Here is a 21,666-nt window from a genome sequence, read left to right as displayed (position 1 = left end):
GCAACCTGTCCTAACTCGATGGTGCAAACCTGTATCGTGCACTTGATTCGGGCGGTGAACCGGTGGGTGTCCTACCAGGACCGCAAACGCGTCTCCAGCGCGCTGCGTGCGATCTACACTGCCGCAAACTAGGGCACCGCCCGTGCGCCAGTTTGGATGCGTTCGAGGCTTCTGAGCTTGGCCAGAAGTACCCGCAGTCGGTGAAAGTGTGGCGTGATGCGTGGGAGCGGTTCGTGCTGTTTTTACAGTTCCCGCCAGCAGCACACAAACAAACGGACACTCTCGAAAGATTAGTTCTGACACTGATAGCGCACCCATGAGAAAGGTGAAGGAATCGCCTGAGCTCGTGCTCGATGCGGCGAAGCGTGGGGTTAGTTGATGCGGATGGGGCGATCGTCGATACGCAAATAGTCGCCGAGGTAGGGCTGGGCGAACTCGAGTTTGCCGTGGCCCGCGGAAGCAATGAGGTCGCGGTTGATGAGTTTGGCGCGTGAGTCGGAGATCTCGTTGAGCTTTCTGCCCAGTGAGTCAGCGATGTCTCGGATGGCTATTTCGCCGTTGGCTGATGCGGTTTCGAGGTCCGCCATGGCGTTGAGGAATTCGCGCTGGCGCGGAGGGACGCTGCGGACGGAGGGTTGGTGAACGTTCGTGCCTAAGATGCGAATGGCTTCTGGGCGCGCATCCTTCACGGCGTCGAGGGTGATTTCGGCGTCTGAGTTTTCCCACGACAGAAAGCCAATGAGCTGAACCAGGTAGGGGTAACCCTGGGTGAAGTTCGCGGCATAGTCAGCAGCTTCTTGGCTGAATTCTTTGCCTGATCCGGTGGCGGTTTCTACGAGGTTTGCGTGGGCATCAGTAATCGTGAGGGGGCCGAGTTCATAGTGCTTGGCGCGGCGCAGAAATGTGGTGCCTGGCAGATTAAGCAGATCATTCACCCCGACGGTCAAGCCTGCCATAGCGATGGCGACCTGCTCATTATCACGCACGAGATCCTGGAAAGAGATAGCGATTTCGGTGAGGTCCTGGGGGTTACAATCCTGGACCTCATCAATCGTGATCAGCACGCCAGTTTCCTGCAAGAGAGACAGGAGTTCTCGGAGGCGAGTGGTCAGACGTGGAGCGATCTGCGTCTCGTCACTGTTCCAGCCGATGGAACCCACGCCAGCAACGGAGATGTGCTCGATGTGGTGTTTGCGCTGCGGCTCCAATTCCTCAATGGCCTCGGGAATCAGAGAGTCTGTGAGTAACTGTGCCATGCCCTCACGTGCAGAGAGGCGAAGCACTATCCAGCCGTTTCGCCGGGCTATATCCTCAACCTCATTAAGCAGGACTGTCTTTCCAATTCCACGGGAGCCGGAGACGATGATGGACCGACCGGGATTACCGGGTTGGCTGTGGAGGGCCTTTTCAAAGTCGAGGAGAACCGTTTGTCTTCCGGACCAAATCAGCGGGCTCACGCCGAAGGTTGGGCGGAATGGATTGTTGAGGTGGGTGTGATCTTCCATGAAATGGAGTCTAGCGAATTGATACTTTGATAGTTTATCGCTTTTGATACTTTGATAGTTTCTGGCTTCGTGCCCAAAGTGAAGCCTCAATAGCTTTAAAAACAAGCAACGAGGAGAAACCCGGCTCCTAGTGCTCTCGCTCAACGGTGATCTTTGGAAACTCCAAAGAGGCGTGCAAGCGAGGTGAAGAATCCGGGATTCTCCTCGTGGGTATATGCAGTTGAGTTGTCGACGGAAGTGTCGTACTCTTCCGGATCTTCCGTCTCCCAGTCAGCCGTGTCCTCATCATCGTCCTCGTAGACGATGTAGGTCTCGTAGTCCTCCGCGGCATCGTCGATAATGCCCGTGGAGTCTACGTCGTCGGGAGCGACAGCTGAATTATCATCCAAGAGGTCGGAGTCCAAGGTGGGACCGTCCACCGCATCCTCATCAAGAGATTGCGGTGAAGCTTGATCCTTTGGCGTCCCGTAATTTAACGGGAATACTCCTCCCTCAGTCCTTCATGCCAGATTGAACTCGCGCGTGTACTGGTTCACAGCGCGACGCATCAGAGCGAGGTTGCACTGAGTGGAGTTCACTGCGAGGTACACGAACATGTTGTTGTCCAGAATCTTGATCAGGTGTAGCTGATCGGTCAGCGTTAGCAACATGTCCTCAAGGCCGCCGTTGATCCCAAGGGCCTCCATGGTCTTGAACTTGGACTTGACCATTTCGGAGTTGTACGCGGCAGCGACATCAAGATCAAAGTCCGGGTACTTGGAAACGGAAGCCAGGGACATGCCGGTATCCAAGTCGACGATGGATGCGCCGATGAAGCCGTTCAGGTCGGTCGAGAGGGACTCGAGGAAACGGTTAAGGTTATCTTGCTGAGTCATTATTTTGGTCCTTTCGTGATAATGATGCACTCAATCATCGTCGATCTTGGAGAGTTTTTCCAATCCCGACAGACGGGTGCGTGACAATACAAGACACCATGAGAATACCCAGCTGTTGAAACATCATCAATAATGGTGTAAAAATTCCTGGCAGGAATCGGAGGAAGTGATATGAATTTCGACGCGCGATATGCTCCGCGACACGGCAAGCCGGAGGAGCTCACGCCGGAAGATGTTGACTCTACGTTGATCATGCCAGAGGACGCGATCATCGGCGCCCACTCGCATGCAGAGATCGTATTCGTTGGTCCAGTTGGAATTGGCAAAACGACCGCAGTACGTGCTCTTTCAACATCTACGCCCATCAGTTCTGAAGTGAAGGCATCCACCATGGATGACTTCATTGTCGGTGGTAAGGAAACCACAACCGTCGGTATTGAAATGGGCGTGTGGGAACGCATGAACGGTCAACGCGTGGCGCTTTACGGCACCGCCGGACAAGACCGTTTTGATGCTTCGCGGACCCCGGCGCTTAACCCAGAAGCCGGTATCGTTCTTATGCTGTTTGGATATGAGCATTTGCTCAAAGACCAAATACAAGAATGGGTAGGCTTATTGGGAGAGAAGCAGGCGCTGCACCGAACTGTCATCGGTGTTAATTTCCTGGCTCCTGGTCAAGAGGACCCGATACCAAGGATTAAGCAGCTGCTGCAAGATCGTGGACAGGGGGATATACCGGTGCAAATGGTCGACCCACGGAATTTGTTTGACGTGGCGGACATCACTGAGGCTGCGCTGAAACGAGTGGAAGAATGTCAATGAGTTCACTGCAAGACTTTAACTTTAACCAGGATGACCCCGAGTGGAAGGTTGAAATCGGCCGCCACCGTCGGGTGCGTGGCCAAGATTTTGCCACCAACGACTTGGCGGCAGCGATCCTGCCGTCAATGGCACGGATGCGCCATAGCGTTCCAGGTTTGTACGCCATCGCGTTGGGCACCGGCGATGGCCTGCACGTGTGTTCACTTGGCCTGCCGGATTCTCTCGTGGCATCCGAAATTACTGCCTTGAGTGCATCCATGCTGGGTGTGTCGGAAGCGCAGGCAAACTTGCTCGAACCGGATATCGACGATTCTGCGCCACCTGCAATCGTGACCGTGGCCCGCCCAGACGATGAGTGCATGGCCCTTGTCAAAGTTGAACACAAGCCGGTGGGGCACTTGGTTATGACCCTGTTTGCCCGCGACACCCAGCTAGGCATGGTTGTATACCACGCCCGGAACTCCGCTATTCAAATGGCGGAGTGGCTCGCAGAAGTGTAGTTACGGCGGAGCCTTATCGGGGGTAAATCAACCATTTCGGTGGTGCCCTAGTGCCAATGTTTCTGGTGCTCAGCGTGGGTGGATAGGTATGCGCCGGGGGAGAAAATCTCGTCGTAGTAGTCGGTGTCCAGGTGCTGCGCTTGGAGGTAGTTCATGATCCAGACGGTGGGGATCGTGCCGGGGAATTTGCCAAACGTTTCCCAGATGTAGGTGGCCTGCAGCTTCATCAGATCGGTGAAGCGCTCATCGGGCTTAGCTGCTTGGGAGCGAATGGCACGGCTTTCTGTCCAGGGGCCGGGGGTGTCGGGGTGGAAGGGGCCACCGGGGCCGTACTTGCGCTCAAAGAAGGCATCCACGGCGTCGGCCATGGAGTCGTAGTACGGCGGGGCGTAGGTTTCAAAGATCCCCTTCTTGCCGGTGGCGTTGGGCAAGGACCAACGGTCGTCTTCTTGGATGTCAAAGCCAAGACCAGGGACGTCATCACGCCCAGAGCCCCCGAGGAACGTAAGGCGGTCGATACCGTCGAAGCTCCACCCGCCCAGGCCGAGCGCGCCAAGAACAAGGTGACCCAGCAGGGTGGAGGACATCAGTTCTGCGGTGGCCTCAGTTTGCGAGTACTGCTCGAGGAAAGACAGCGGCAGCGGTTCGTTGACGCGTGCGATGTCGCTGAACTCTTTGATGCCGGGGATCTCGCGGCCATTGATGTCGTCGTAGATCACGTACCTGTTGCGGGTGAAGAAGGCCAGGTTAGCCAAGGTGTGCTGTGCAAGGTCGGAGACCGGTGCGATGAGGAGGGAACCGGGGTAGTTGGCAATCCACGTGTTGTGGCCTTCAAGGTAGGGCTCTTCGCGGGGGATCCACAGGCGATCGTCGCTAAGCTTGCGCACTTTGCGCAGCACCGAATTGAGGCGAGCCTCCGTGAATCCTTCGTTCTCGTTGAAAGGAACTTCTGGTGCGGCATCGCGCGTGGATAGGGCGTAAGTGCCGGAATCATCGGTGAAGAAGAAGTCCGCAATGTGGAAGCCAGCCGCAGACGGGAAGGTGCGGCCAGAGGCACTGCCGGAGTAATCAGGCAGCTTCGGTGCATAGCCGGGGTGATGCGTGATGCTGTGATGCCAGCCTGTCACGCCGGCGACGGTGGCTAGGACGATCGCGCGTTCCAGATCGCTCAACGGCTGGGTGTCATGCTTGCTCTTGTACGCCAGCGGGCCGGCTGGCACGTGGCCACCAAGAGGGAAACGGCGTGAGCGGCGCCCGTTGATCGCATCCAGGAGTGGGAACTGGGCTAAGCGGTCAAGATTTTCACGGTCTTTATCAGTAAGTGTGAGCAGTGGTAGATCAGTCATAGAAGTAGACCCTTCTGTCTAGCTGAGTTTGAATGTGTGAAATGTAGGCTATGTGTACTGCTGATTTATTGGCCATAATTAGATTCACAATGGTCTGCAAGGATAGACAGATCGGTTTATTTTAAGCTTGTGGTCAAATATAAAACAACAGTCCGTAGCGGGGCTGCGTCTACGCTAAGGCGCATGACTGTTCAGGATGTGGCGCGGATTCAGGCGGCAGTTGCGGAGTACTGGTCGGAGGTCCGACACGTGGAAGTATCAGAGTCGACCAATACCGAGCTGTTAGCTACGGGCGCGCCAGGGGTGGTGCTCATCGCGGACCAGCAAACGAGCGGTAAGGGCCGGCTCGGTCGCGTGTGGGAGGCCCCAGCGGGGGCGAACTTACTCATGAGCGTGGCCATCGATCTGCCACACACGGATGACCTCGGCCTGGTCTCCCTCGCCGCGGGCCTGGCAGTCGTGGACGTCGTGCCCGCAGCGCGTCTGAAATGGCCGAATGATGTGCTGCTGAACGCCAAGAAATTTGTGGGCATCCTGGGGGAGATCGATATGCGCGACGGTGCCCCCATGTTGGTCGTCGGACTCGGCGTCAACATCGAATGGCAAGAAGATTGCTTGCCCACGGACTGGTCCACCTCCCTCAACATCCAAGGCATCCAGATCGATTGGGACGAATTCACCATCGACCTGCTCCGTGCGTTGGGCAAACGGCTCACGCAGTGGCGCGACCAAGACACAATGCTTATCGACGATTACCGCGCCGTCTCCGCCACCATCGGCCAGCGTGTCCGCCTGGATACACACACTGGAAGCGTTGTGGGGGTCGTGGATGATGTGGATGAACACGGTGAAGTCGTGGTCGACGGAACGAGTTACTCGACCGGCGACGTGACTCATTTGCGCCCCACCGATTAACCTGTGGGCTGTGACAAAGATCAGACTCGGTAGGGGAGAAGTCGTGTTAGCGGACATGGTGCCGCCAGTGCGCACTTTGATGTTGCCGTTTTTAGAGCTGATCATCATAACCGCACTGTCCTGGATGCTCATCGGGTGGATGGACGTCAACCGCATCGGCGCGGACGAACGCAACTTCTATGTGTTCGTCTGGGGAGCCCTGGTGGCGTGGCGATTTCTGCTCCCGGTAATTCGTCTGCGCAAGCGGCGCTTTCTGGTGACCAATAAGCGCGTCGTAGTGATAAACAACCGGTCAGTCGATTCGATCCCGCTCGTGCAAATCCGCGATGCTCGGCGACACCGTGGCGGAATGAATATCGGGGTGTTCGGCTACACCCAGCCGGTGTATTTCCCGAACGTGGGCCGTGCCAAGCGAGTGGAAGAGCTTATACGCCGCCAACTCCCCTAATTGAGCAGGATTCAGCCCTTCACTTCTGTCGTGTGAATCTGCTCATCAATGTCATCGGGGGAAAGGTTGCCCGCCGCGAAGTCGGCGGTGAGTGGAAGGTGTAGTTCCATGTCGGTGCCGGGGCAGAGCTCAATTACGGCATCATCCACGGTGTAATCAAGTACGTGTCCGCCCGACGTGCGCTCCTCATTGATGAAGTGGACGTGGCAGCCAGGCACACCGATGCCTTTCGCGTACTTCGGTGTGCGGAACCCGCCGATAATGCCGCGCGCATTGTCAAAGGTGATCTCCTGGTCATCGCCTACCGCATCGCGCATGGGTGGGTATGGCTTAGACTGCTTCGTCACCGTGCGCGTAACCACGTTGGAAAACGTCCCACGGATTCGCACCGCGTGGAAGTAGTTGCCCGAAGGCTCCACCCCATCAATGAAGGCCGAGAGCTCCTTGCGCTTCATGCCATGAGGAGCATTAACGACGATCTTCGGTACAAAATTCGTCACCTGCGCAAACGGACTTCTTTGGTCCAAGTCTGCGATAGTTGCAGAGCCATCACTCCGGAGTTGATAGCACGTGCCGTCGAGGACGATCATCTCTCCGTCGAGTCCGTCAAAAGTACCCAGGCCGAAATTGCCTTTAGACAGAATCTCGCCGATGGTCATCTCCCCGTCATAAATCCCATCGAGCAGCGCTGACATGAGTGAGTTTTGGAAAATTGTGTGGCGGCCCAAAGAAGTCATGACCCCGATGGTAGCGCGGACCCCACGAAGAGACCCCAGACTGACTCAGCCTCGCCAGCTCCTTGCAAAACATTCCTGTAAAACATCCCTGCACCACATTCCTGCAACACATGTAGCTCCAGACGATGCGGACACCGCTGTCCAACTCCCGCACCTCGCTCACGATAAGCTGCGTCGAAAAGCACTAAATATGCGGACACACTGTGCGTCCGCATTCTGTCCCTCCAAACCTCCTGTTCTCCGAGCCTAAACGACAACGACCGGACATATTTGTCCGCATGCTCTGGCGCGATATGCCCCAGGAAAAAGGCACGCTTGGATCATTTGGTGACGTCGTCCGGCAGTGCAATGGCATTGCTCAGTAGAGTGGGCACTCGTGAGCAATGCGAATTCGAATCCGAAGTCAGATGCCACCCGCGATCCGCAGGGCATGCCTGTTCTTGCCGTGATTGGCGATGGCCAACTTGCGCGCATGATGCACACCGAGGCTATCGAGCTAGGACTCGCACCCCGCGTGCTGGCTGGTGCGCCGGACTCGTCTGCTGCTCAGGTCTTCGGCGATGTAGAAATCGGCGACTACAAAAACCTCGATGACGTTAAGCACGTGTGCGCCGGCGCTGCTGCCGCAACCTTCGACCACGAGCACGTACCCAATGAGTTCCTGGACCAGCTCATTGCTGAGGGCGTGAGCGTGCAGCCGCAGCCGCAAGCCTTGATTTTCGCGCAGGATAAATTGGAGCAGCGTCGCAAGATGAAAGAGATCGGCGCCCCGGTGCCGGAGTTTGCTCCGATCGAAAGCGCTGATGAAGCTGCTAAGTTCTTTGCCTCGGTGGATGGCGCAATGTGCCTGAAGGCAACCCGCGGTGGCTATGACGGCCACGGCGTGTGGTTCCCCAAGACAGAACAGGACGCGCGCACCCTGGTCAGTGATCTGCTGGACAAGGACACACCGCTCTACGCCGAGCGGAAGATCAACTTCGACCGTGAACTCTCGGCCATGGTTGCGCGCACGCCTTCCGGTGAGATCAAGGCGTGGCCAGTTGTGGAATCACGTCAACGCGATGGCATTTGCGTTGAAGCGATCGCCCCAGCCCCGAATATGACACCCCAGCAGGCTGCGTACTGCCAGGAACTGGCCACCAAGATTGCCTCCGAGCTGGACGTCACTGGTGTGCTTGCCGTGGAGCTCTTCGCACACACGGATTCTTCTGGTGAACCGACTGTCACGGTGAATGAGCTGGCCATGCGCCCACATAACACCGGCCACTGGACGCAGGACGGATGTTTGACCAGCCAGTTCGAGCAGCATTTGCGGGCTGTTTTGGATTGGCCGTTGGGCTCGGTGGACACCACAGCTGCCTACACCGTCATGGTGAACACCCTGGGTGCGGCTGAGGAGCCAGCGCAGCCGATGGAAGATCGCGTGATGGAGGTCATGCGTCTGTTCCCGGATGCGAAGGTTCACCTCTACGGCAAGGGGTATCGCCCAGGCCGGAAGATGGGCCACGTCAACGTTGCTGGTGCTGATTTGGATACAGTGCTTTCGCGTGCGAAGGCGGCGGCAGGCATCATTGTGAACGGTACTGCAAACAGCATTGGGAACTAAGGAAGCTCGAGAGGATAGTTATGCAACCGCAGGTGGGAATCATCATGGGGTCGGATTCGGACTGGGACACTGTCGCCCCGGCGGCGGAAGTTCTCGCCGAGTTTGGCATCCGCTTCGAGGTGGGGGTTGTGTCCGCGCACCGCACACCGGAGAAAATGTTGGCGTACGCGAAAAGTGCGCATGAGCGTGGTCTTGGGGTGATCATCGCGTGTGCTGGCGGTGCTGCGCACTTGCCGGGCATGGTCGCTGCGGCGACGCCTCTGCCGGTGATTGGCATTCCGCGTGCGCTGGCTGATCTGGATGGTCTGGATTCGTTGCTGTCCATCGTGCAGATGCCGGGTGGTGTCCCGGTGGCCACGGTGTCTATCGGTGGTGCGAAAAATGCAGGTTTGCTCGCGGCGCGAATCCTAGGCACGACTGATGCACAGATGCGTCAGAAGATGGTGGATTACCAGTCGAATATGGCTGCTGAGGTGGAGCGCAAGGATGAAGCTCTGCGGAAGCGTTTGCTTGGTGAGTAAGTGCCACACCCTCTGGTGATTTTGGGTGCGCGGGTGAAGGACGGGGAGCCGTCGTTAATGCTTGAGGCGCGCCTGCAAGCGGGCCTTGATCTGTACCGGGCTACGCGGCCACGCACTGTTGTGGTGACGGGCAAGGGGGAGTCCGCGGTGATGGCGCGGTGGCTCGTGGAGCGGGGTGTGGACTCGGCGGACATTATTGAGGAGCCGTGGGCAACATCCACGAATGAGAACTTGGAGCGTTCCCGCGCGCTGTTGCCGGAAGCAGAAAAGCTGACGGTTGTGACCAATGGCTTTCATGTGGGACGCACGCGGATTTGGGCCTTGCACCTGGGTATTCCTGTTGAGGTGGTGGCGGCGCCGACCCCGCGGGAATCACGGGTGAAGAACTACTCGCGTGAAGTGATTGCTGTGCCGCATTCGGCGGCGCGGGTGGCGTGGCGGCGGTTGCTGCACTGGTTAGACCGGTAGCAGAGTTCGCGCCGATGGTTTAGGCCAGTTGGCGGGTGACTTTCTCGGTCTCTGCGATGTGGGCGAGGCGTTCGGCAGATGCCATGCCGGTGACCACGACGACGGAGCCGTCGGCGGCAAGTGGGGCGAGAATGCGTCGGTCAAATTCCTCGCTGTCGCGCCAGCCTGGGATGAGAAAGCGCTCAGGGGTATCGGCGATCTCTGGGTTGCGCCACTGTGCAAGGTCGGGGGTGTCGCCGTAGTACTGGTCGCCGTAGAAGCGCACTGTGGGACCGAAATCAACGGTGCCAAAAGGCAGCTGGCCGCCGGATTCAACGACGCCGCGGCCGAAGGGGTCATCAGACACTACGGCGACATCAGTAACACCCGCATCGACCCAGAGCTCTGCGCGTGAGGTGGTGGTGAACACCAGGCGGGGCTCCGAGGTGGGCGTGATGTTCTGTGCTGTGTCTACGGTGGCGTTCAGTCCGGCGGTGGTAATTCCGATGGGGAGGACGGCTGCCTGCCAGGAGACGGGCAGGTCGAGGAGGATGGTGTGGGGGTTATCGAATTCGTCGATAAGCATGTTGGCAATCTTGTTGGCCCAGTTATCTAACGTGACTGCGGAAAACTCCATGCGCGTGCCTGCTGTTTCGTCGTAGACGGTGAGGCGTGGGGCGGCGGGGTCGGTTGCCAGGAGGGGGGTGAGCATGCTCATGCGCCCCCATAGTAGGGCTTTAGTTCACGCAGCGCGGGCCCGAGCCACCTGCATTGAACCCGGGGGCGACCTCAGCCTCACCGAAATCCTCACCTGGTGTGCCCACGGTGTTGGACTGCGACGACGAGGGTTGCGGTAGGTCAGCCGCATCGGCGGACGGGCCGGCGTAGTCATCAGCGGTGACCACGATGAGGGAGGCGCTGTCCAGGCTTTCATTCACGGTGATGGGCAGGCCACCGAGCATGCGCGCCAGCTCAATCGCTGCTGGATCGCTCGCGCTGGCGGCTACAACCTGGGATTGGAAGTACACCCCTGGCATCGCGTTGGTCACGTTATCCACCGTGATGCCATGTTCCCGCACGTATGCGCCGACTCCGGCAGCCAGGCCTGTTGTGCCACCTGCATTGAGCACGTCAACCGTCGTGCCGGCCAACGCAGCGGGAGCCTGGATTGGTTTTGTGTCCTCAGCCTTTTCAGGTTTCTTGGAATCGTCGGAGGAGTTGTTGTCCTGGCCTTGCTCGCGCGAGAGGGTTTCCATGTAGGCGTGAACCTGGTTGACGTCGACGGTGACGATGGACTCGCCGTAATCACCCACGCCGTCGATGGAGGTCACCGGAATGGTTTGGAAGGTCACGTTACCGGCGGCCAGATCGGACATTTGGGTGGCCATGGACATGATGTCCCAGCCCTTATCCACGGTCACGGAACGTTCCACCGCGGTGGACAATTCACGCAGCTTGTTCGGGTTAGACAGGGTGCCGGCAGAGATGATCTCATTCACCAGCGACGCCATGAAGACTTGCTGGCGGACGATGCGGTCCAAGTCGCCGCGGGGTAGGTCATGGCGCTGACGCACGAAAGCCAACGCCTGCGCACCGTCCAGGGTGGAACGGCCAGCGGGGAAGTTCGCGCCGGACAGTGGCTCGTTCACGGCCTCGTTCAGGCAGACTTCTACACCACCAACAGCATCTGTCAGTAGGACGAAGCCGAGCAGGCCGACCTCGGCGTAGTGGTCCACTTCCACTCCCGTGAGGTCGGCCACGGCGTTGATCAGACCTTGTTGGCCTGCCTGTGCGACCTTCTCTTCGAGTTCGCGGCCCTCCAGACCCTCGTTGAGCAGCTGCTCACGCTTCTGCAGGGCGTGTTCCCCGTACACACCGTTGATCTTGGTATTTCCAAAGGTGTCGTCATGTACGTAGGTGTCGCGGGGGATGGAGACGGCGGTGGCGCGCGAGCCGTCATTAGGAACGCGCACCATGATGATCGTGTCGGTGTTTAACTCACCATCGGCTTCACCCGCGTTGAGGCGTGCGAGTTCTGCCTGGCTCAGCGGGTTGCCTTGGGCATCCGTGCGGGAATCTGAGCCGACAAGCAAAATGTCTACGGCGCCATCGGAGCCCTTGAAATCATTCTTGTTTCCGTCTTTACCACCGAGTTCCAGATCCGCGCCGGCAAGGTTGGAGCCCAAGGATCCCACCGAGTAGTAGCCCATGCCCGTGACCGCGAGGATGAGTACGGCGACTGCAGCCAGCGCGCTCTTGAGAAGCGGGTGGCCGACCTGAGACAAGTCTTTCACGCGCGACGGCGCAGGTTGAATGTCGCGCACAGGCCTGTACTTATCGCTCACAGAACGCCGCCCTCAATGTCGTGGTGCTGGTGGGTTGAAATCAGGTTAGGAGTATACGGCAATCACAGCCCATTTCCGTGTTGCAATGCTCTACACTTCCGCACTGTGAATACTCCGAGTGGGACGAAGCCTCCAGCACCGTTGGCTGTAGTCACGGTGACATACAACCCGGGCCGGCACCTGCCGGCGCTCGCGAAATCCTTGGGTGCGGCAACGCAGGGCCTCACCGTGCTTGTGTGCGCGGACAATGGTTCGACCGACGGCGTGGCCCAACAGTTGGCACAGCAACAGGAAAACGTGACTTACCTGCCTACCGGCGGCAACATCGGCTACGGTCCGGCGATCAACGCGGCTGCACGGGCCCTGGCGCAGCAGCGCGCCACAGGTGAGATCAACACCGACTACTTCCTTGTAGTCAACCCGGATGTGGAGTTCACACCCGGGTCCATCGACCGGCTCATCGAATGTGCAAAGACCAACCCACGCGCCGGGGCAGTGGGGCCACGCATCGAGGAGGCTGACGGTTCCGCGTACCCTTCCGCCCGCGAAGTGCCCACGTTGCTCACTGGAATAGGCCACGCCGTGCTCTATCCGTTCTGGCCGGGCAACCCGTTCTCCAAGGCGTATAAGGCGGGGGAGGACCTCAGTAGACGCAGACAAGCAGGTTGGCTCTCTGGCTCCTGCTTGCTGGTGCGCTGGGATGCTTTTGATGCGATCGGTGGCTTCGACGAGCGCTACTTCATGTACTTCGAAGATATTGACTTCGGTGATCGGCTGACGCGCGCCGGGTGGCAGAACATTTTCACCCCGGAAGCCATCATTGCGCATGACCAGGGGCATTCAGCCAAGAAGTACTCCGCTGTCACTGTGCCTGCGCACCACGATTCCGCCTATCGCTTCCAGGCGGATCGGCTCCCATACTGGTGGCAAGCTCCTGTCCGTGCTGCGCTGTGGGCGGGGTTGAAGGGCCGCGCGTTGTTGATGCGTCTGCTTGGACGTAGTGAATGACACGGCCCTGTCAATATCCGGATTGCGTGCGCGGCAGGCTAAATTTATCTGAGAAACCATAAACTTTTTTAAGGAGACCCTGCCAAATGGCATACAGCATTGATCCGTCGCAGGTGGACGCCGTTGTTCTGGTGGGTGGCCAGGGTACTCGGCTGCGCCCACTGACGGTGAACACACCAAAGCCGATGCTGCCTACGGCGGGCTACCCGTTTCTGGCGCACTTGCTGGCCCGCATCAAGGCGGCAGGGATCCAGCACGTAGTCATGGGCACCTCGTACAAAGCAGAGGTGTTTGAGGAGTACTTCGGTGACGGCTCCGAGTTCGGGCTGGAAATCGATTATGTCGTTGAGGAAGAAGCGCTGGGCACCGGCGGCGGGATCCGCAATGTGGAGCCTTTCTTGCGCCATGAAACGGCCATGATTTTCAACGGCGATGTGCTTTCCGGCGCGGATCTGAATGCTGTGCTGGCAACGCATGCTGAGCACGAGGCTGATGTCACCCTCCATTTGGTGCGCGTGCCAGACCCGAGCCAGTTCGGTTCCGTGCCCACGGATGCTCAAGGGCGCGTGCAGGCCTTCCTGGAGAAGACAGAGGCGCCGCCGACGGATCAGATCAACGCCGGCTGCTATGTCTTCCAGCGTGATGTTATCCGCCAGATCCCGGCTGGCCGCGTGGTTTCTGTTGAGCGTGAGACGTTCCCCGGCCTGCTCAAGTCCGGCGCGCGCGTGTGGGGGCACGTGGATATGTCTTATTGGCGTGACATGGGGCGCCCGAGTGATTTCGTGCAAGGCTCCTCGGACCTCGTCCGTGGCATCGCGCCCTCGCCGTTGCTGGAAGGTCGCGCGGGAGAAGCGCTTGTCGACGATTCCGCCGGCATTGCTAGTGGTGCCATCCTTGTTGGCGGAACCTCTATTGGTCGGGGGACCACGATCGGTGCGGGCTGCCGTTTGGATGACTGTGTGATCTTCGATGGCGTCACGGTGGAGCCGGGTGCGGTGATCCGGGATTCCATCATCGCCGCGGGGGCCACGATTGGTGCGAATGCCCGTATCCAAGACTGCGTTATCGGTGACGGCGTGAGCATCGGTGCGCGATGTGAACTGCAGGGGGGCATGCGTATTTGGCCGGGTGTGAGCATTCCTGATCTGGGGGTGCGTTTCTCCCCGGATGCCTAGGAATACGCCGCGGACCAGCGGATTAGTTGCCTTAACTTTGGGTACCTACTACATGTAGTACCCCCGGCTGTTACCCCCGCGCGGAAATGGCTGTGACTGGTGTGACTTATGTGACGCCTCACAAGGGGGTCAGTCAAAATTACCGTGGAAAACACTTCATTTTGCAACATCTGTGTTGACGCTATTTAGGGCCACGGGTTCTAATAACAAAGGTGTAACAAACCGAACCACGGTTACCGTCAGTGCCATCAGGGCGCGGAGGGCAAGGAAATACCGACATAGAAAGGGGATGGCGTGGAAGATATGGCTGACAACGCCATTCTCCGCGGCGCAGCCGCGGGCGGAATGACCCTCGACGAACTCTTTGGCACCGTCGAGCAGGAGTGGCAGGATCAAGCGCTATGCGCGCAGACAGACCCGGAGGCCTTCTTCCCTGAGAAGGGGGGCTCCACCCGCGAAGCGAAGCGCATCTGCCAGGCATGCGCTGTCCGCGATGAGTGCCTCGAGTATGCACTCGAGCACGACGAGCGTTTTGGAATTTGGGGCGGTCTCTCCGACCGCGAGCGCCGTCGTCTGCGTCGCCAGATTGGCTAGAACTTGCACTCATTGGACCCGGCCATGGCCGGGTTTTTCTTTTTCGTGACCGAGGCGACTTACCAGTGAAAATTCGGGTCAATATCCTGCGGGTCCACATTTAGGTAGTGAGCTACGAGCGCGGTGAGGATGATGGTGAGGAGCTCATGGCGCTCAACTGTGGTGTTGGTGCGTTGCTCCACTGGCATGCGGAAGATGACAATGCGGGCGCGCGTGGGGCGGCCCGCCCGGTCAACACCTGCTTGGAGCACGCGACCTAATGGCACCGGGCCATCGGCGAAGACTTCCTCGGGCAGGACCGTCATATCGGCGCGCAAACGCATGCGCGGAATGGTGTCCACCGCTAAGTCAACGCCGGCAAGCTGGTCATAATAGGCGTTTTGTAGTGGCGCGTAGGCTTCCAGCACCGCTTGGTCGAAGGTCATGGAGCGGGTGCGGTAACGTGGCACAGCTACCGGCAGAAGCGGGCCCCGTGTGCCACGGCCGTGGCGGTCACCTCGCGGTGGCAGGTGCATTGGTCCGCTGCCAGGGGAGGGGGCTGGGTTGGTCATATTGCTTAATTTAGGCCCGCCGCTGTAGGGGCGGGACCATGGCGCGCCGCGTGGCGAGGGGGGAAATTTGGTGGGGCAGGCCTACACTGGTGGACCGTGAGTACCTTCCGTCGTTGTTGCCGTCCGGGATGTGGCCGCCCAGCTACCGCCACGCTTGTTTATGCGTACTCAGATAAAACCGCGATTATTGGCCCCCTTGCCCCAACCACAGACCCGCACGCGTGGGATCTGTGTAACCGCCACTCAGATCACATCACTGCTCCGGTGGGGTGGGAGATGGTGCGTATTGACACGATTGAGCTTTCTGACGATGAGGAGCTGACCGCTCTTGCCGAGGCCGTGCGTGAGGCAGGACGTGTGACCACGGGTTTGGTGGACACCACCCAGGACCCTATTGAGTTTGATGCGAACCAGGATGTCACCAACCCACAGACTTCCAATCATCCCGTCTATCGCACGAAGCGGGTGGGGCAGCATCTGGCAGAGCACAAGGCAGCACGCCGTGCGCACTTGAGTATCGTGCCGGACCCGGAGAAGCAGCAGGTAGATCACTCGCGAGAGGACTGATTCGGCGGCTGTTTTTCAGCGGTGCCTGTGTTGGTTGGCTAGGGTGATCGTCTAGGATCGGTGGGCATGAATCAGCCAAACCAGAATCCTTCACCCCGCACTCGTGACCGCGCTGTTGTGGAGTCGGCGGTGAAAGCCTATGACGTCCGCGGCATCGTGGAGCCACACCCGAATGCGGTGTTGGATGAGGCCTTTGTGTTCGATGCCGGTGCCGCCTTTGCCTCCATTCTGCGCGAAGAAGGGGAGACCACTGTCGCCGTCGGCTATGACATGCGTCCGTCTTCTCCGGCCCTGTCCGCAGCTTTTGGTCAGGGTGTGATGAGCCAGGGCCTCAAGGTGTTGGACTTGGGGTTGACCTCCACGGATGAGCTCTACTTCGCCGCTGGCACGATCGGCTGTGCGGGAGCGATGTTCACCGCCTCCCACAACCCGGCGCAGTACAACGGCATCAAACTTTGCCGCGCGGGCGCCACGCCGGTCTCGCAAGATTCAGGTCTCGCTGAAATCACGCAGATGCTTATCCGCGGCGTGCCTACTTATACCGGCCCCCACGGCCACACCGAGAAGCGCGACGTGTTGGCGGACTACGCCACCTTCCTGCGCAAGCTGGTGCCCGTGAACACAGACCGAAGCCTCGTCATCGCTGTGGACGCTGCCAACGGCATGGCCGGCCACACCGTGCCAGCCGTGTTGGATGACATGGACGTGCGCCCGCTCTACTTCGAATTGGATGGCACCTTCCCCAACCACGAAGCCAATCCGCTGGACCCGAAGAATTTGGTGGACCTGCAGGAGTTTGTGGTCAAGCAAAAGGCTGATATTGGCCTGGCTTTTGATGGGGACGCGGACCGCTGCTTCGTCGTCGATGAGAAGGGCGACCCGGTGTCCCCGTCGGCGATTACCGCGTTGGTGGCGGAGCGCACCCTGGAGCAGGCACCGGGCGCCACGATCATTTACAACGCGATCACCTCTCGAGCTGTGCCGGAGCTCGTGGAAGCCAAAGGTGGTGTGCCGGTACGCACCCGCGTGGGCCACTCCTACATCAAGGCACAGATGGCGGATAAGGGCGCCTTGTTCGGTGGTGAGCACTCCGCTCACTACTACTTCGCCGAATTCTTCAATGCGGACTCTGGCATGGTCGCCGCACTTCACGTCCTGGCTGCACTCGCGGAACAGGACAAGCCACTGAGCGAGCTCATGGCCCAGTACAACCGCTACGCAGCCTCCGGTGAGATCAACTCTGAAGTCGCTGACCAGCAGGCTGCGATGGAGGCGGTGGTGGAGGCCTTCGCTGACCGTACGGAGGACGTGGACCGCCTTGATGGTGTCACCGTTTCGCTGACCAACACCAAGACCTGGTTCAACGTGCGCGCGTCTAATACTGAACCGTTGCTGCGCCTCAACGTGGAAGCGGAGACCCCAGAAGAGGTTGACGCGATTGTGAGCGAAGTCCTAGGAATTATCCGGGGTTAAACTCGGTGCCTCCGCCTCCCGGGTGGAGGCGGAGAAAGGATCCTCCGGGCGCGCCTTCGGGTCCGATACGGGGGCATCTTCTGCCTCCCCCGTATTGGGGGTGTGGTGCGCAGTGGTGGTTCCCGTGTTCTGGCCCTCACCCGACTGGTTTTCCGTCGGGGTCGTGGGTTTGTCGGTAGTGCTGGTGCCCGGAGTCGGTGTGCCATCTGCCGGGATATCCCCAGCAGTAGGGGGCGTAGTGTCTGGCACCGGCTCAGACGGGGCGCTCTCCACAACCGACGGGGTGGGTTTATGTGTAGGTTTATGTGTTGCCCGCGCTGATGGGGAATCGTTCCGCTCGCTGTAGCTCGGGCGCGGACGGGCCTTCGGTGTGGCGTTTCGCGGGCGGTACAAATCCTGCGCCTGTTCGCGCGTTGCCTGGCCAGCGGTGCCATCAAGCTTGGCGTTGTGCGGGGCAAGCGGATCACGCGTGGAACCTGAATCCCACTTCGGCGACGCAGCCCGGGTGGTGGAGCCTTTACGGCGGCTACTCGTGTGCTGCTCGGTGCGCGGCGTTGTCTTCTCCGTCTGCGCCGTGCGATGTTCATTCGTCGCGTCTGCAGCAGTAATGGGGTGGCCGGCATAGTCCGATTTATCGGAGGCCAAACTCACGCCCGTATCCGGCAGCTTCCATACAACCAGGCCGAGTACCACCGCCAAGCCCAAACCAAGGGCCATAAAAGCGGCGAATCTGCGACCGGTCAGTTCCATGCCGGGGGTCTCCTCATCTGCTTAGAAAATGGCTGCCCGTAACAACTTGATAACAAGTTACCAAGGCAATGAGCGATTGCGCCACCCCTGAAGGGAAAAGAGGGGTGGGAGGGGAGACGTCGAGAAGTAAAAAAGCTCATTTTGTGGACAGAATGCGCATGACGCACTAAGAAATGAGACATGAGCACCTGGGACACTTATATCTTCAGCGAAGATGCCAACGTCGACTTCCTTGATGAGCTCGCTGGGCTGGAACCCGACGAGACCGCGGAAGCGGTGCGCGACGCGTGCCTGCTGGCAGTTGATGCCGCCGCCTCCGAAGACGAGATCCTCAACGGTCAGGCCGCCGCCACCATCGCGGCGATCTGGGCGGGCGCACCCTTTTCCGCCGGCGAGATCGCAAGCTCTTACAGCTTCCTACGCGGCACATCCGTCGAGCTGGATGAGAAGCTTATCAGCGCTGCGGTGAGCATCCTCGAATCCATCGATGCGGAGCAGGATGTAGACCAGTTCCTCGAGGCACTGTCCTAGAACAACCAGCGGGCACGTATCCTCGTGGGGTAGCAAACCCCCAATGAGGCCCAATGAGGAGAGTGCCCATATGACCCAGCTTCGCCCTGACGACTTCAAAGTCGCTGATCTGAGCCTGTACGAGTCTGGCCGCAAGCAGATCGAGCTGGCCGAACATGAGATGCCCGGGCTGATGCAGCTGCGCCGCGAATACGCTGAAGAACAGCCACTGGCTGGCGCACGCATTGCCGGTGCCATTCACATGACTACGCAGACTGCTGTGCTCATTGAAACGCTGACAGCCCTGGGTGCGGAGGTCCGCTGGGCGTCCTGCAACATCTTCTCCACCGAAGACCCAGCTGCCGCTGCCATTGTGGTGGGCAAGAACGGCACCCCGGAGAACCCCCAGGGCGTTCCCGTTTTCGCGTGGAAAGGTGAGACCCTCGACGAGTACTGGTGGTGCATGAACCAGATCTTCAGCTGGGGCGAGGGCGTGCTGCCGAACATGATTCTTGATGATGGCGGCGATGCCACCATGGCCGTAATCAAGGGCGCCGAATTTGAAAACGCCGGCGCTGTGCCGAGCAATGATGACACGGATTCAGATGAACAGGTGGCGTTCTACAACATGCTGCGCGAAACCCTGGCTGCTGAACCCCAAAAGTGGTCTTTGACCGCTGAAGCAGTCAAAGGTGTGACGGAGGAAACCACCACTGGTGTCCACCGCCTCTACCATTTTGCCAACGAGGGCACTCTGCCATTCCCGGCGATGAACGTCAACGACGCGGTGACCAAGTCCAAGTTTGATAACCGCTACGGCACCCGCCACTCCGTCCTCGACGGTCTCAACCGTGGCACTGACATGCTCATCGGAGGTAAGAAGGCCCTCGTCTGTGGCTACGGCGACGTGGGTAAGGGTGTGGCTGAAGCACTAGACGGCCAGGGAGCCATCGTGTCTGTCACCGAGGTTGATCCGATCAATGCGCTTCAGGCACTCATGGATGGTTTCAAAGTGGTTACTGTCGACGACGCGATTGCGGATGCGGACATTGTCATCACCGCCACCGGCAACCTGGGCGTGATCACCTTTGACGACATGCTCAGGATGAAGGACCACGCTGTGCTGGGCAACATCGGCCACTTTGACAACGAGATTGACATGGCCTCCCTCCTGCACCGCGAGGACGTCACTCGGGATAACATCAAGCCACAGGTTGACCTGTTCACGCTGCCGAGTGGCAACTCCATCATCGTGCTCTCCGAAGGCCGTCTGCTCAACCTGGGCAACGCCACCGGCCACCCATCCTTTGTCATGTCCAACTCCTTTGCGGACCAGACCATCGCGCAGATCGAACTGTTCGCCAACGGCGACAAGTACGACAATCAGGTGTACCGTCTGCCCAAGATCCTCGACGAGAAGGTCGCGCGCATCCACGTGGAAGCCCTCGGTGGCAGCCTCACCGAACTGTCCAAGGAACAGGCAGAATACATCGGCGTCGACGTTGCCGGACCGTACAAGCCGGAACATTACCGCTACTAGGGAGCTGTCTTTTGACAACTCACTAATAGATCGCCTGCTAGGTCAACCGACAGCTCACTAGGAAGGGGAACCAATTGATAGTGGCACTCGAAGGCATCGACGGTGCCGGCAAGAACACGCTGGTCCAAGCACTCATCCGTGAGATTGCGCAGGTGGACGGCATTAACAGCGTGGCCACCATGTCCTTCCCGCGATATCGCGAATCCATCCATGCGCAGATTGCCGCAGAAGCTCTCCACGGCAAGATGGGTGACCTAGTGGACTCCGCCCACGGCATGGCTGTGATGTTCGCGTTAGACCGCGCCGGGGCGGGGGAGGAGCTGAGGCAGTGGGCCGCGTCGTCAAGCGATGTGCTTCTGCTTGACCGTTATGTGGCCTCGAACGCGGCGTACACATCTGCGCGCACGAGCAACGTGGCGGACCGAGCGTGGGTGGCGGACCTGGAATTTGAAAAGTTGGGTTTGCCACGGCCAGGCCTGCAGGTTCTCCTGGACACGGCGCCCGAGACCGCGCGCGAGCGTGCCGCGAAACGCGAAAGCCTTGACGCCTCCCGTACCCGGGATGCATATGAGCGTGACACCACCCTCCAGGACGCAACTTTTGCAGCGTATGTGGACCTGGCGGACACGGGCTGGGAGGGGCGGTGGATTCGTGCAAGCGAAACAACGCCTATCATTCAAACTGTCAAGGAACTGCGATAACGCATTATCCCCAGCCCCCACGGTTCACTGTTGTAAGGAGCGAAGGTGACGCCCAAGATTCTTGTGGTCGATGACGACCCCGCTATTTCTGAGATGCTGACCATTGTGCTGGAAGCCGAAGGGTTCGAAGCAGTCCCCGTGTTAGATGGACTGAAGGCAGTACCGGAATTCCGCAGCCAGAACCCAGACCTCGTCCTGCTGGACCTCATGCTGCCCGGTATGAGCGGCGTGGACATTTGCAAGGAAATCCGCAAAGAATCCAATGTGCCGATTGTCATGCTCACCGCTAAGACGGACACCGTTGATGTGGTGCTGGGCTTGGAATCCGGGGCGGACGATTACATCACCAAACCTTTTAAACCACGCGAACTCATCGCCCGTATTCGTGCCCGCCTGCGCCATTCCGCGGACGAGCCGAGCGAGATCCTGGAGATCGGTGACCTGAGCATTGATGTGCCCCAGCACATTGTCACCCGCGGCTCTGAGGAGATTAGCCTCACGCCGCTCGAGTTTGACCTGCTGGTGGAACTTGCCCGCAAACCGCACCAAGTGCACACACGCGAGGAGCTGCTTGAGTCTGTCTGGGGCTACCGCAATGCCTCGGACACGCGTTTGGTGAACGTGCACGTGCAGCGCCTGCGGTCCAAGATTGAGCGTGATCCGGAGAACCCCGAGATCGTTCTCACGGTCCGTGGTGTGGGATACAAAACTGGTCGCGCGGGGGTGTAAA

25 protein-coding genes and 1 pseudogene are annotated in these 21,666 nt (G+C 59.2%); 17 read left to right on the top strand and 9 right to left on the bottom strand.

Annotation, left to right across the window (positions count from 1 at the left end):
- Positions 1–269: pseudogene (locus tag HMPREF2129_RS10830) on the top strand (transposase); the annotation flags it as partial.
- Positions 270–371: 102 nt separating this feature from the next.
- Here the strand turns inward: HMPREF2129_RS10830 and HMPREF2129_RS06575 are convergent.
- The 3 genes from HMPREF2129_RS06575 to HMPREF2129_RS06565 form a co-directional block, all read right to left on the bottom strand.
- Positions 372–1,505, bottom strand: a complete 1,134-nt coding sequence (locus HMPREF2129_RS06575) for an ATP-binding protein (RefSeq protein ID WP_034664493.1) — start codon at positions 1,503–1,505, stop codon at positions 372–374.
- Positions 1,506–1,645: 140 nt separating this feature from the next.
- A complete protein-coding gene (locus tag HMPREF2129_RS06570; RefSeq protein WP_034664491.1) occupies positions 1,646–1,924 on the bottom strand; it encodes a hypothetical protein in 279 nt (92 codons plus the stop codon).
- Positions 1,925–2,005: 81 nt separating this feature from the next.
- Positions 2,006–2,380, bottom strand: a complete 375-nt coding sequence (locus HMPREF2129_RS06565) for a roadblock/LC7 domain-containing protein (RefSeq protein WP_034664489.1) — start codon at positions 2,378–2,380, stop codon at positions 2,006–2,008.
- Positions 2,381–2,551: 171 nt separating this feature from the next.
- Between HMPREF2129_RS06565 and HMPREF2129_RS06560 the strand changes: the two genes are divergently transcribed.
- Together HMPREF2129_RS06560 and HMPREF2129_RS06555 are read left to right on the top strand one after the other, a co-directional pair.
- A complete protein-coding gene (locus tag HMPREF2129_RS06560) occupies positions 2,552–3,202 on the top strand; it encodes a hypothetical protein (RefSeq protein ID WP_034664487.1) in 651 nt (216 codons plus the stop codon).
- Complete coding sequence (locus tag HMPREF2129_RS06555) at positions 3,199–3,702, top strand: roadblock/LC7 domain-containing protein (RefSeq protein ID WP_052092904.1); 504 nt, start codon at positions 3,199–3,201, stop codon at positions 3,700–3,702. The genes HMPREF2129_RS06560 and HMPREF2129_RS06555 overlap by 4 nt, the downstream gene beginning before the upstream one ends.
- 47 nt (positions 3,703–3,749) lie before the next feature.
- Here HMPREF2129_RS06555 and HMPREF2129_RS06550 read toward each other — a convergent pair whose 3' ends face one another.
- Positions 3,750–5,048 (bottom strand): hypothetical protein, encoded by a 1,299-nt coding sequence (locus HMPREF2129_RS06550; protein ID WP_034664485.1) that lies wholly within the window; start codon positions 5,046–5,048, stop codon positions 3,750–3,752.
- Positions 5,049–5,231: 183 nt separating this feature from the next.
- Between HMPREF2129_RS06550 and HMPREF2129_RS06545 the strand changes: the two genes are divergently transcribed.
- Both HMPREF2129_RS06545 and HMPREF2129_RS06540 read left to right on the top strand, forming a co-directional pair.
- Positions 5,232–5,963 (top strand): biotin--[acetyl-CoA-carboxylase] ligase, encoded by a 732-nt coding sequence (locus HMPREF2129_RS06545; protein WP_034664483.1) that lies wholly within the window; start codon positions 5,232–5,234, stop codon positions 5,961–5,963.
- Positions 5,964–5,973: 10 nt separating this feature from the next.
- Positions 5,974–6,411, top strand: a complete 438-nt coding sequence (locus HMPREF2129_RS06540; protein WP_034664481.1) for a YdbT family protein — start codon at positions 5,974–5,976, stop codon at positions 6,409–6,411.
- Between the two features lie 11 nt (positions 6,412–6,422).
- Here HMPREF2129_RS06540 and budA read toward each other — a convergent pair whose 3' ends face one another.
- Positions 6,423–7,148, bottom strand: coding sequence for an acetolactate decarboxylase (gene budA / locus HMPREF2129_RS06535; protein WP_034664480.1), 726 nt, complete (start codon positions 7,146–7,148; stop codon positions 6,423–6,425).
- Between the two features lie 376 nt (positions 7,149–7,524).
- Between budA and HMPREF2129_RS06530 the strand changes: the two genes are divergently transcribed.
- Genes HMPREF2129_RS06530 through HMPREF2129_RS06520 form a run of 3 tightly spaced genes read left to right on the top strand, consistent with a single transcriptional unit; the run spans position 7,525 to position 9,743 of the window.
- Complete coding sequence (locus HMPREF2129_RS06530; protein ID WP_034664478.1) at positions 7,525–8,754, top strand: 5-(carboxyamino)imidazole ribonucleotide synthase; 1,230 nt, start codon at positions 7,525–7,527, stop codon at positions 8,752–8,754.
- A gap of 20 nt (positions 8,755–8,774) precedes the next feature.
- On the top strand, positions 8,775–9,275 hold the full coding sequence (gene purE / locus HMPREF2129_RS06525; protein ID WP_034664476.1) for a 5-(carboxyamino)imidazole ribonucleotide mutase: 501 nt from the start codon (positions 8,775–8,777) through the stop codon (positions 9,273–9,275).
- Positions 9,276–9,743, top strand: coding sequence for a YdcF family protein (locus tag HMPREF2129_RS06520; protein WP_034664474.1), 468 nt, complete (start codon positions 9,276–9,278; stop codon positions 9,741–9,743). It abuts the gene before it with no gap.
- Between the two features lie 19 nt (positions 9,744–9,762).
- Here HMPREF2129_RS06520 and HMPREF2129_RS06515 read toward each other — a convergent pair whose 3' ends face one another.
- The gene (locus HMPREF2129_RS06515; RefSeq protein WP_034664472.1) at positions 9,763–10,440 is read right to left on the bottom strand and encodes a TIGR03089 family protein; all 678 of its coding nucleotides are present in this window, start codon (positions 10,438–10,440) and stop codon (positions 9,763–9,765) included.
- A 19-nt stretch (positions 10,441–10,459) separates the two neighbouring features.
- Positions 10,460–12,067 (bottom strand): LCP family protein, encoded by a 1,608-nt coding sequence (locus tag HMPREF2129_RS06510; RefSeq protein WP_034664470.1) that lies wholly within the window; start codon positions 12,065–12,067, stop codon positions 10,460–10,462.
- 105 nt (positions 12,068–12,172) lie between these two features.
- Between HMPREF2129_RS06510 and HMPREF2129_RS06505 the strand changes: the two genes are divergently transcribed.
- The 3 genes from HMPREF2129_RS06505 to HMPREF2129_RS06495 all read left to right on the top strand — a co-directional run bounded on the left by HMPREF2129_RS06505 (position 12,173) and on the right by HMPREF2129_RS06495 (position 14,844).
- Complete coding sequence (locus HMPREF2129_RS06505; protein WP_034664468.1) at positions 12,173–13,075, top strand: glycosyltransferase family 2 protein; 903 nt, start codon at positions 12,173–12,175, stop codon at positions 13,073–13,075.
- A gap of 86 nt (positions 13,076–13,161) precedes the next feature.
- Positions 13,162–14,250 carry a mannose-1-phosphate guanylyltransferase gene (gene manB / locus HMPREF2129_RS06500; RefSeq protein ID WP_034664466.1) on the top strand — a complete coding sequence of 363 codons (1,089 nt, stop codon included), beginning with the start codon at positions 13,162–13,164 and terminating at the stop codon, positions 14,248–14,250.
- A 294-nt stretch (positions 14,251–14,544) separates the two neighbouring features.
- Positions 14,545–14,844 carry a WhiB family transcriptional regulator gene (locus HMPREF2129_RS06495; protein WP_034664464.1) on the top strand — a complete coding sequence of 100 codons (300 nt, stop codon included), beginning with the start codon at positions 14,545–14,547 and terminating at the stop codon, positions 14,842–14,844.
- A 59-nt stretch (positions 14,845–14,903) separates the two neighbouring features.
- Here HMPREF2129_RS06495 and HMPREF2129_RS06490 read toward each other — a convergent pair whose 3' ends face one another.
- Positions 14,904–15,395 (bottom strand): metallopeptidase family protein, encoded by a 492-nt coding sequence (locus HMPREF2129_RS06490; RefSeq protein WP_034664462.1) that lies wholly within the window; start codon positions 15,393–15,395, stop codon positions 14,904–14,906.
- Positions 15,396–15,491: 96 nt separating this feature from the next.
- Between HMPREF2129_RS06490 and HMPREF2129_RS06485 the strand changes: the two genes are divergently transcribed.
- Positions 15,492–15,962 carry a DUF3499 domain-containing protein gene (locus tag HMPREF2129_RS06485; RefSeq protein WP_052092902.1) on the top strand — a complete coding sequence of 157 codons (471 nt, stop codon included), beginning with the start codon at positions 15,492–15,494 and terminating at the stop codon, positions 15,960–15,962.
- 66 nt (positions 15,963–16,028) lie between these two features.
- Complete coding sequence (locus tag HMPREF2129_RS06480; RefSeq protein ID WP_052092900.1) at positions 16,029–17,435, top strand: phosphomannomutase/phosphoglucomutase; 1,407 nt, start codon at positions 16,029–16,031, stop codon at positions 17,433–17,435.
- Here HMPREF2129_RS06480 and HMPREF2129_RS06475 read toward each other — a convergent pair.
- Positions 17,415–18,185 carry a hypothetical protein gene (locus HMPREF2129_RS06475; RefSeq protein ID WP_034664460.1) on the bottom strand — a complete coding sequence of 257 codons (771 nt, stop codon included), beginning with the start codon at positions 18,183–18,185 and terminating at the stop codon, positions 17,415–17,417. The genes HMPREF2129_RS06480 and HMPREF2129_RS06475 overlap by 21 nt on opposite strands.
- A 180-nt stretch (positions 18,186–18,365) precedes the next feature.
- Here HMPREF2129_RS06475 and HMPREF2129_RS06470 point away from each other — a divergent pair, with 180 nt between their 5' ends.
- The 4 genes from HMPREF2129_RS06470 to mtrA all read left to right on the top strand — a co-directional run bounded on the left by HMPREF2129_RS06470 (position 18,366) and on the right by mtrA (position 21,665).
- Positions 18,366–18,716, top strand: a complete 351-nt coding sequence (locus tag HMPREF2129_RS06470; protein ID WP_034664458.1) for a DUF4259 domain-containing protein — start codon at positions 18,366–18,368, stop codon at positions 18,714–18,716.
- Between the two features lie 70 nt (positions 18,717–18,786).
- Complete coding sequence (gene ahcY, locus HMPREF2129_RS06465) at positions 18,787–20,235, top strand: adenosylhomocysteinase (RefSeq protein ID WP_034664456.1); 1,449 nt, start codon at positions 18,787–18,789, stop codon at positions 20,233–20,235.
- A 74-nt stretch (positions 20,236–20,309) separates the two neighbouring features.
- On the top strand, positions 20,310–20,936 hold the full coding sequence (locus HMPREF2129_RS06460) for a dTMP kinase (protein ID WP_034664454.1): 627 nt from the start codon (positions 20,310–20,312) through the stop codon (positions 20,934–20,936).
- Positions 20,937–20,981: 45 nt separating this feature from the next.
- Positions 20,982–21,665 (top strand): MtrAB system response regulator MtrA, encoded by a 684-nt coding sequence (gene mtrA / locus HMPREF2129_RS06455; RefSeq protein ID WP_034664452.1) that lies wholly within the window; start codon positions 20,982–20,984, stop codon positions 21,663–21,665.
- Position 21,666 lies beyond the last annotated feature (1 nt).

Source organism: Corynebacterium tuscaniense DNF00037 (assembly GCF_000759055.1).
In the GTDB taxonomy this organism is placed as follows: Bacteria; Actinomycetota; Actinomycetes; order Mycobacteriales; family Mycobacteriaceae; genus Corynebacterium; species Corynebacterium tuscaniense.
Note: the sequence above shows the minus strand (reverse complement) of the source record. Positions and strands in the feature narration are given on the sequence as shown.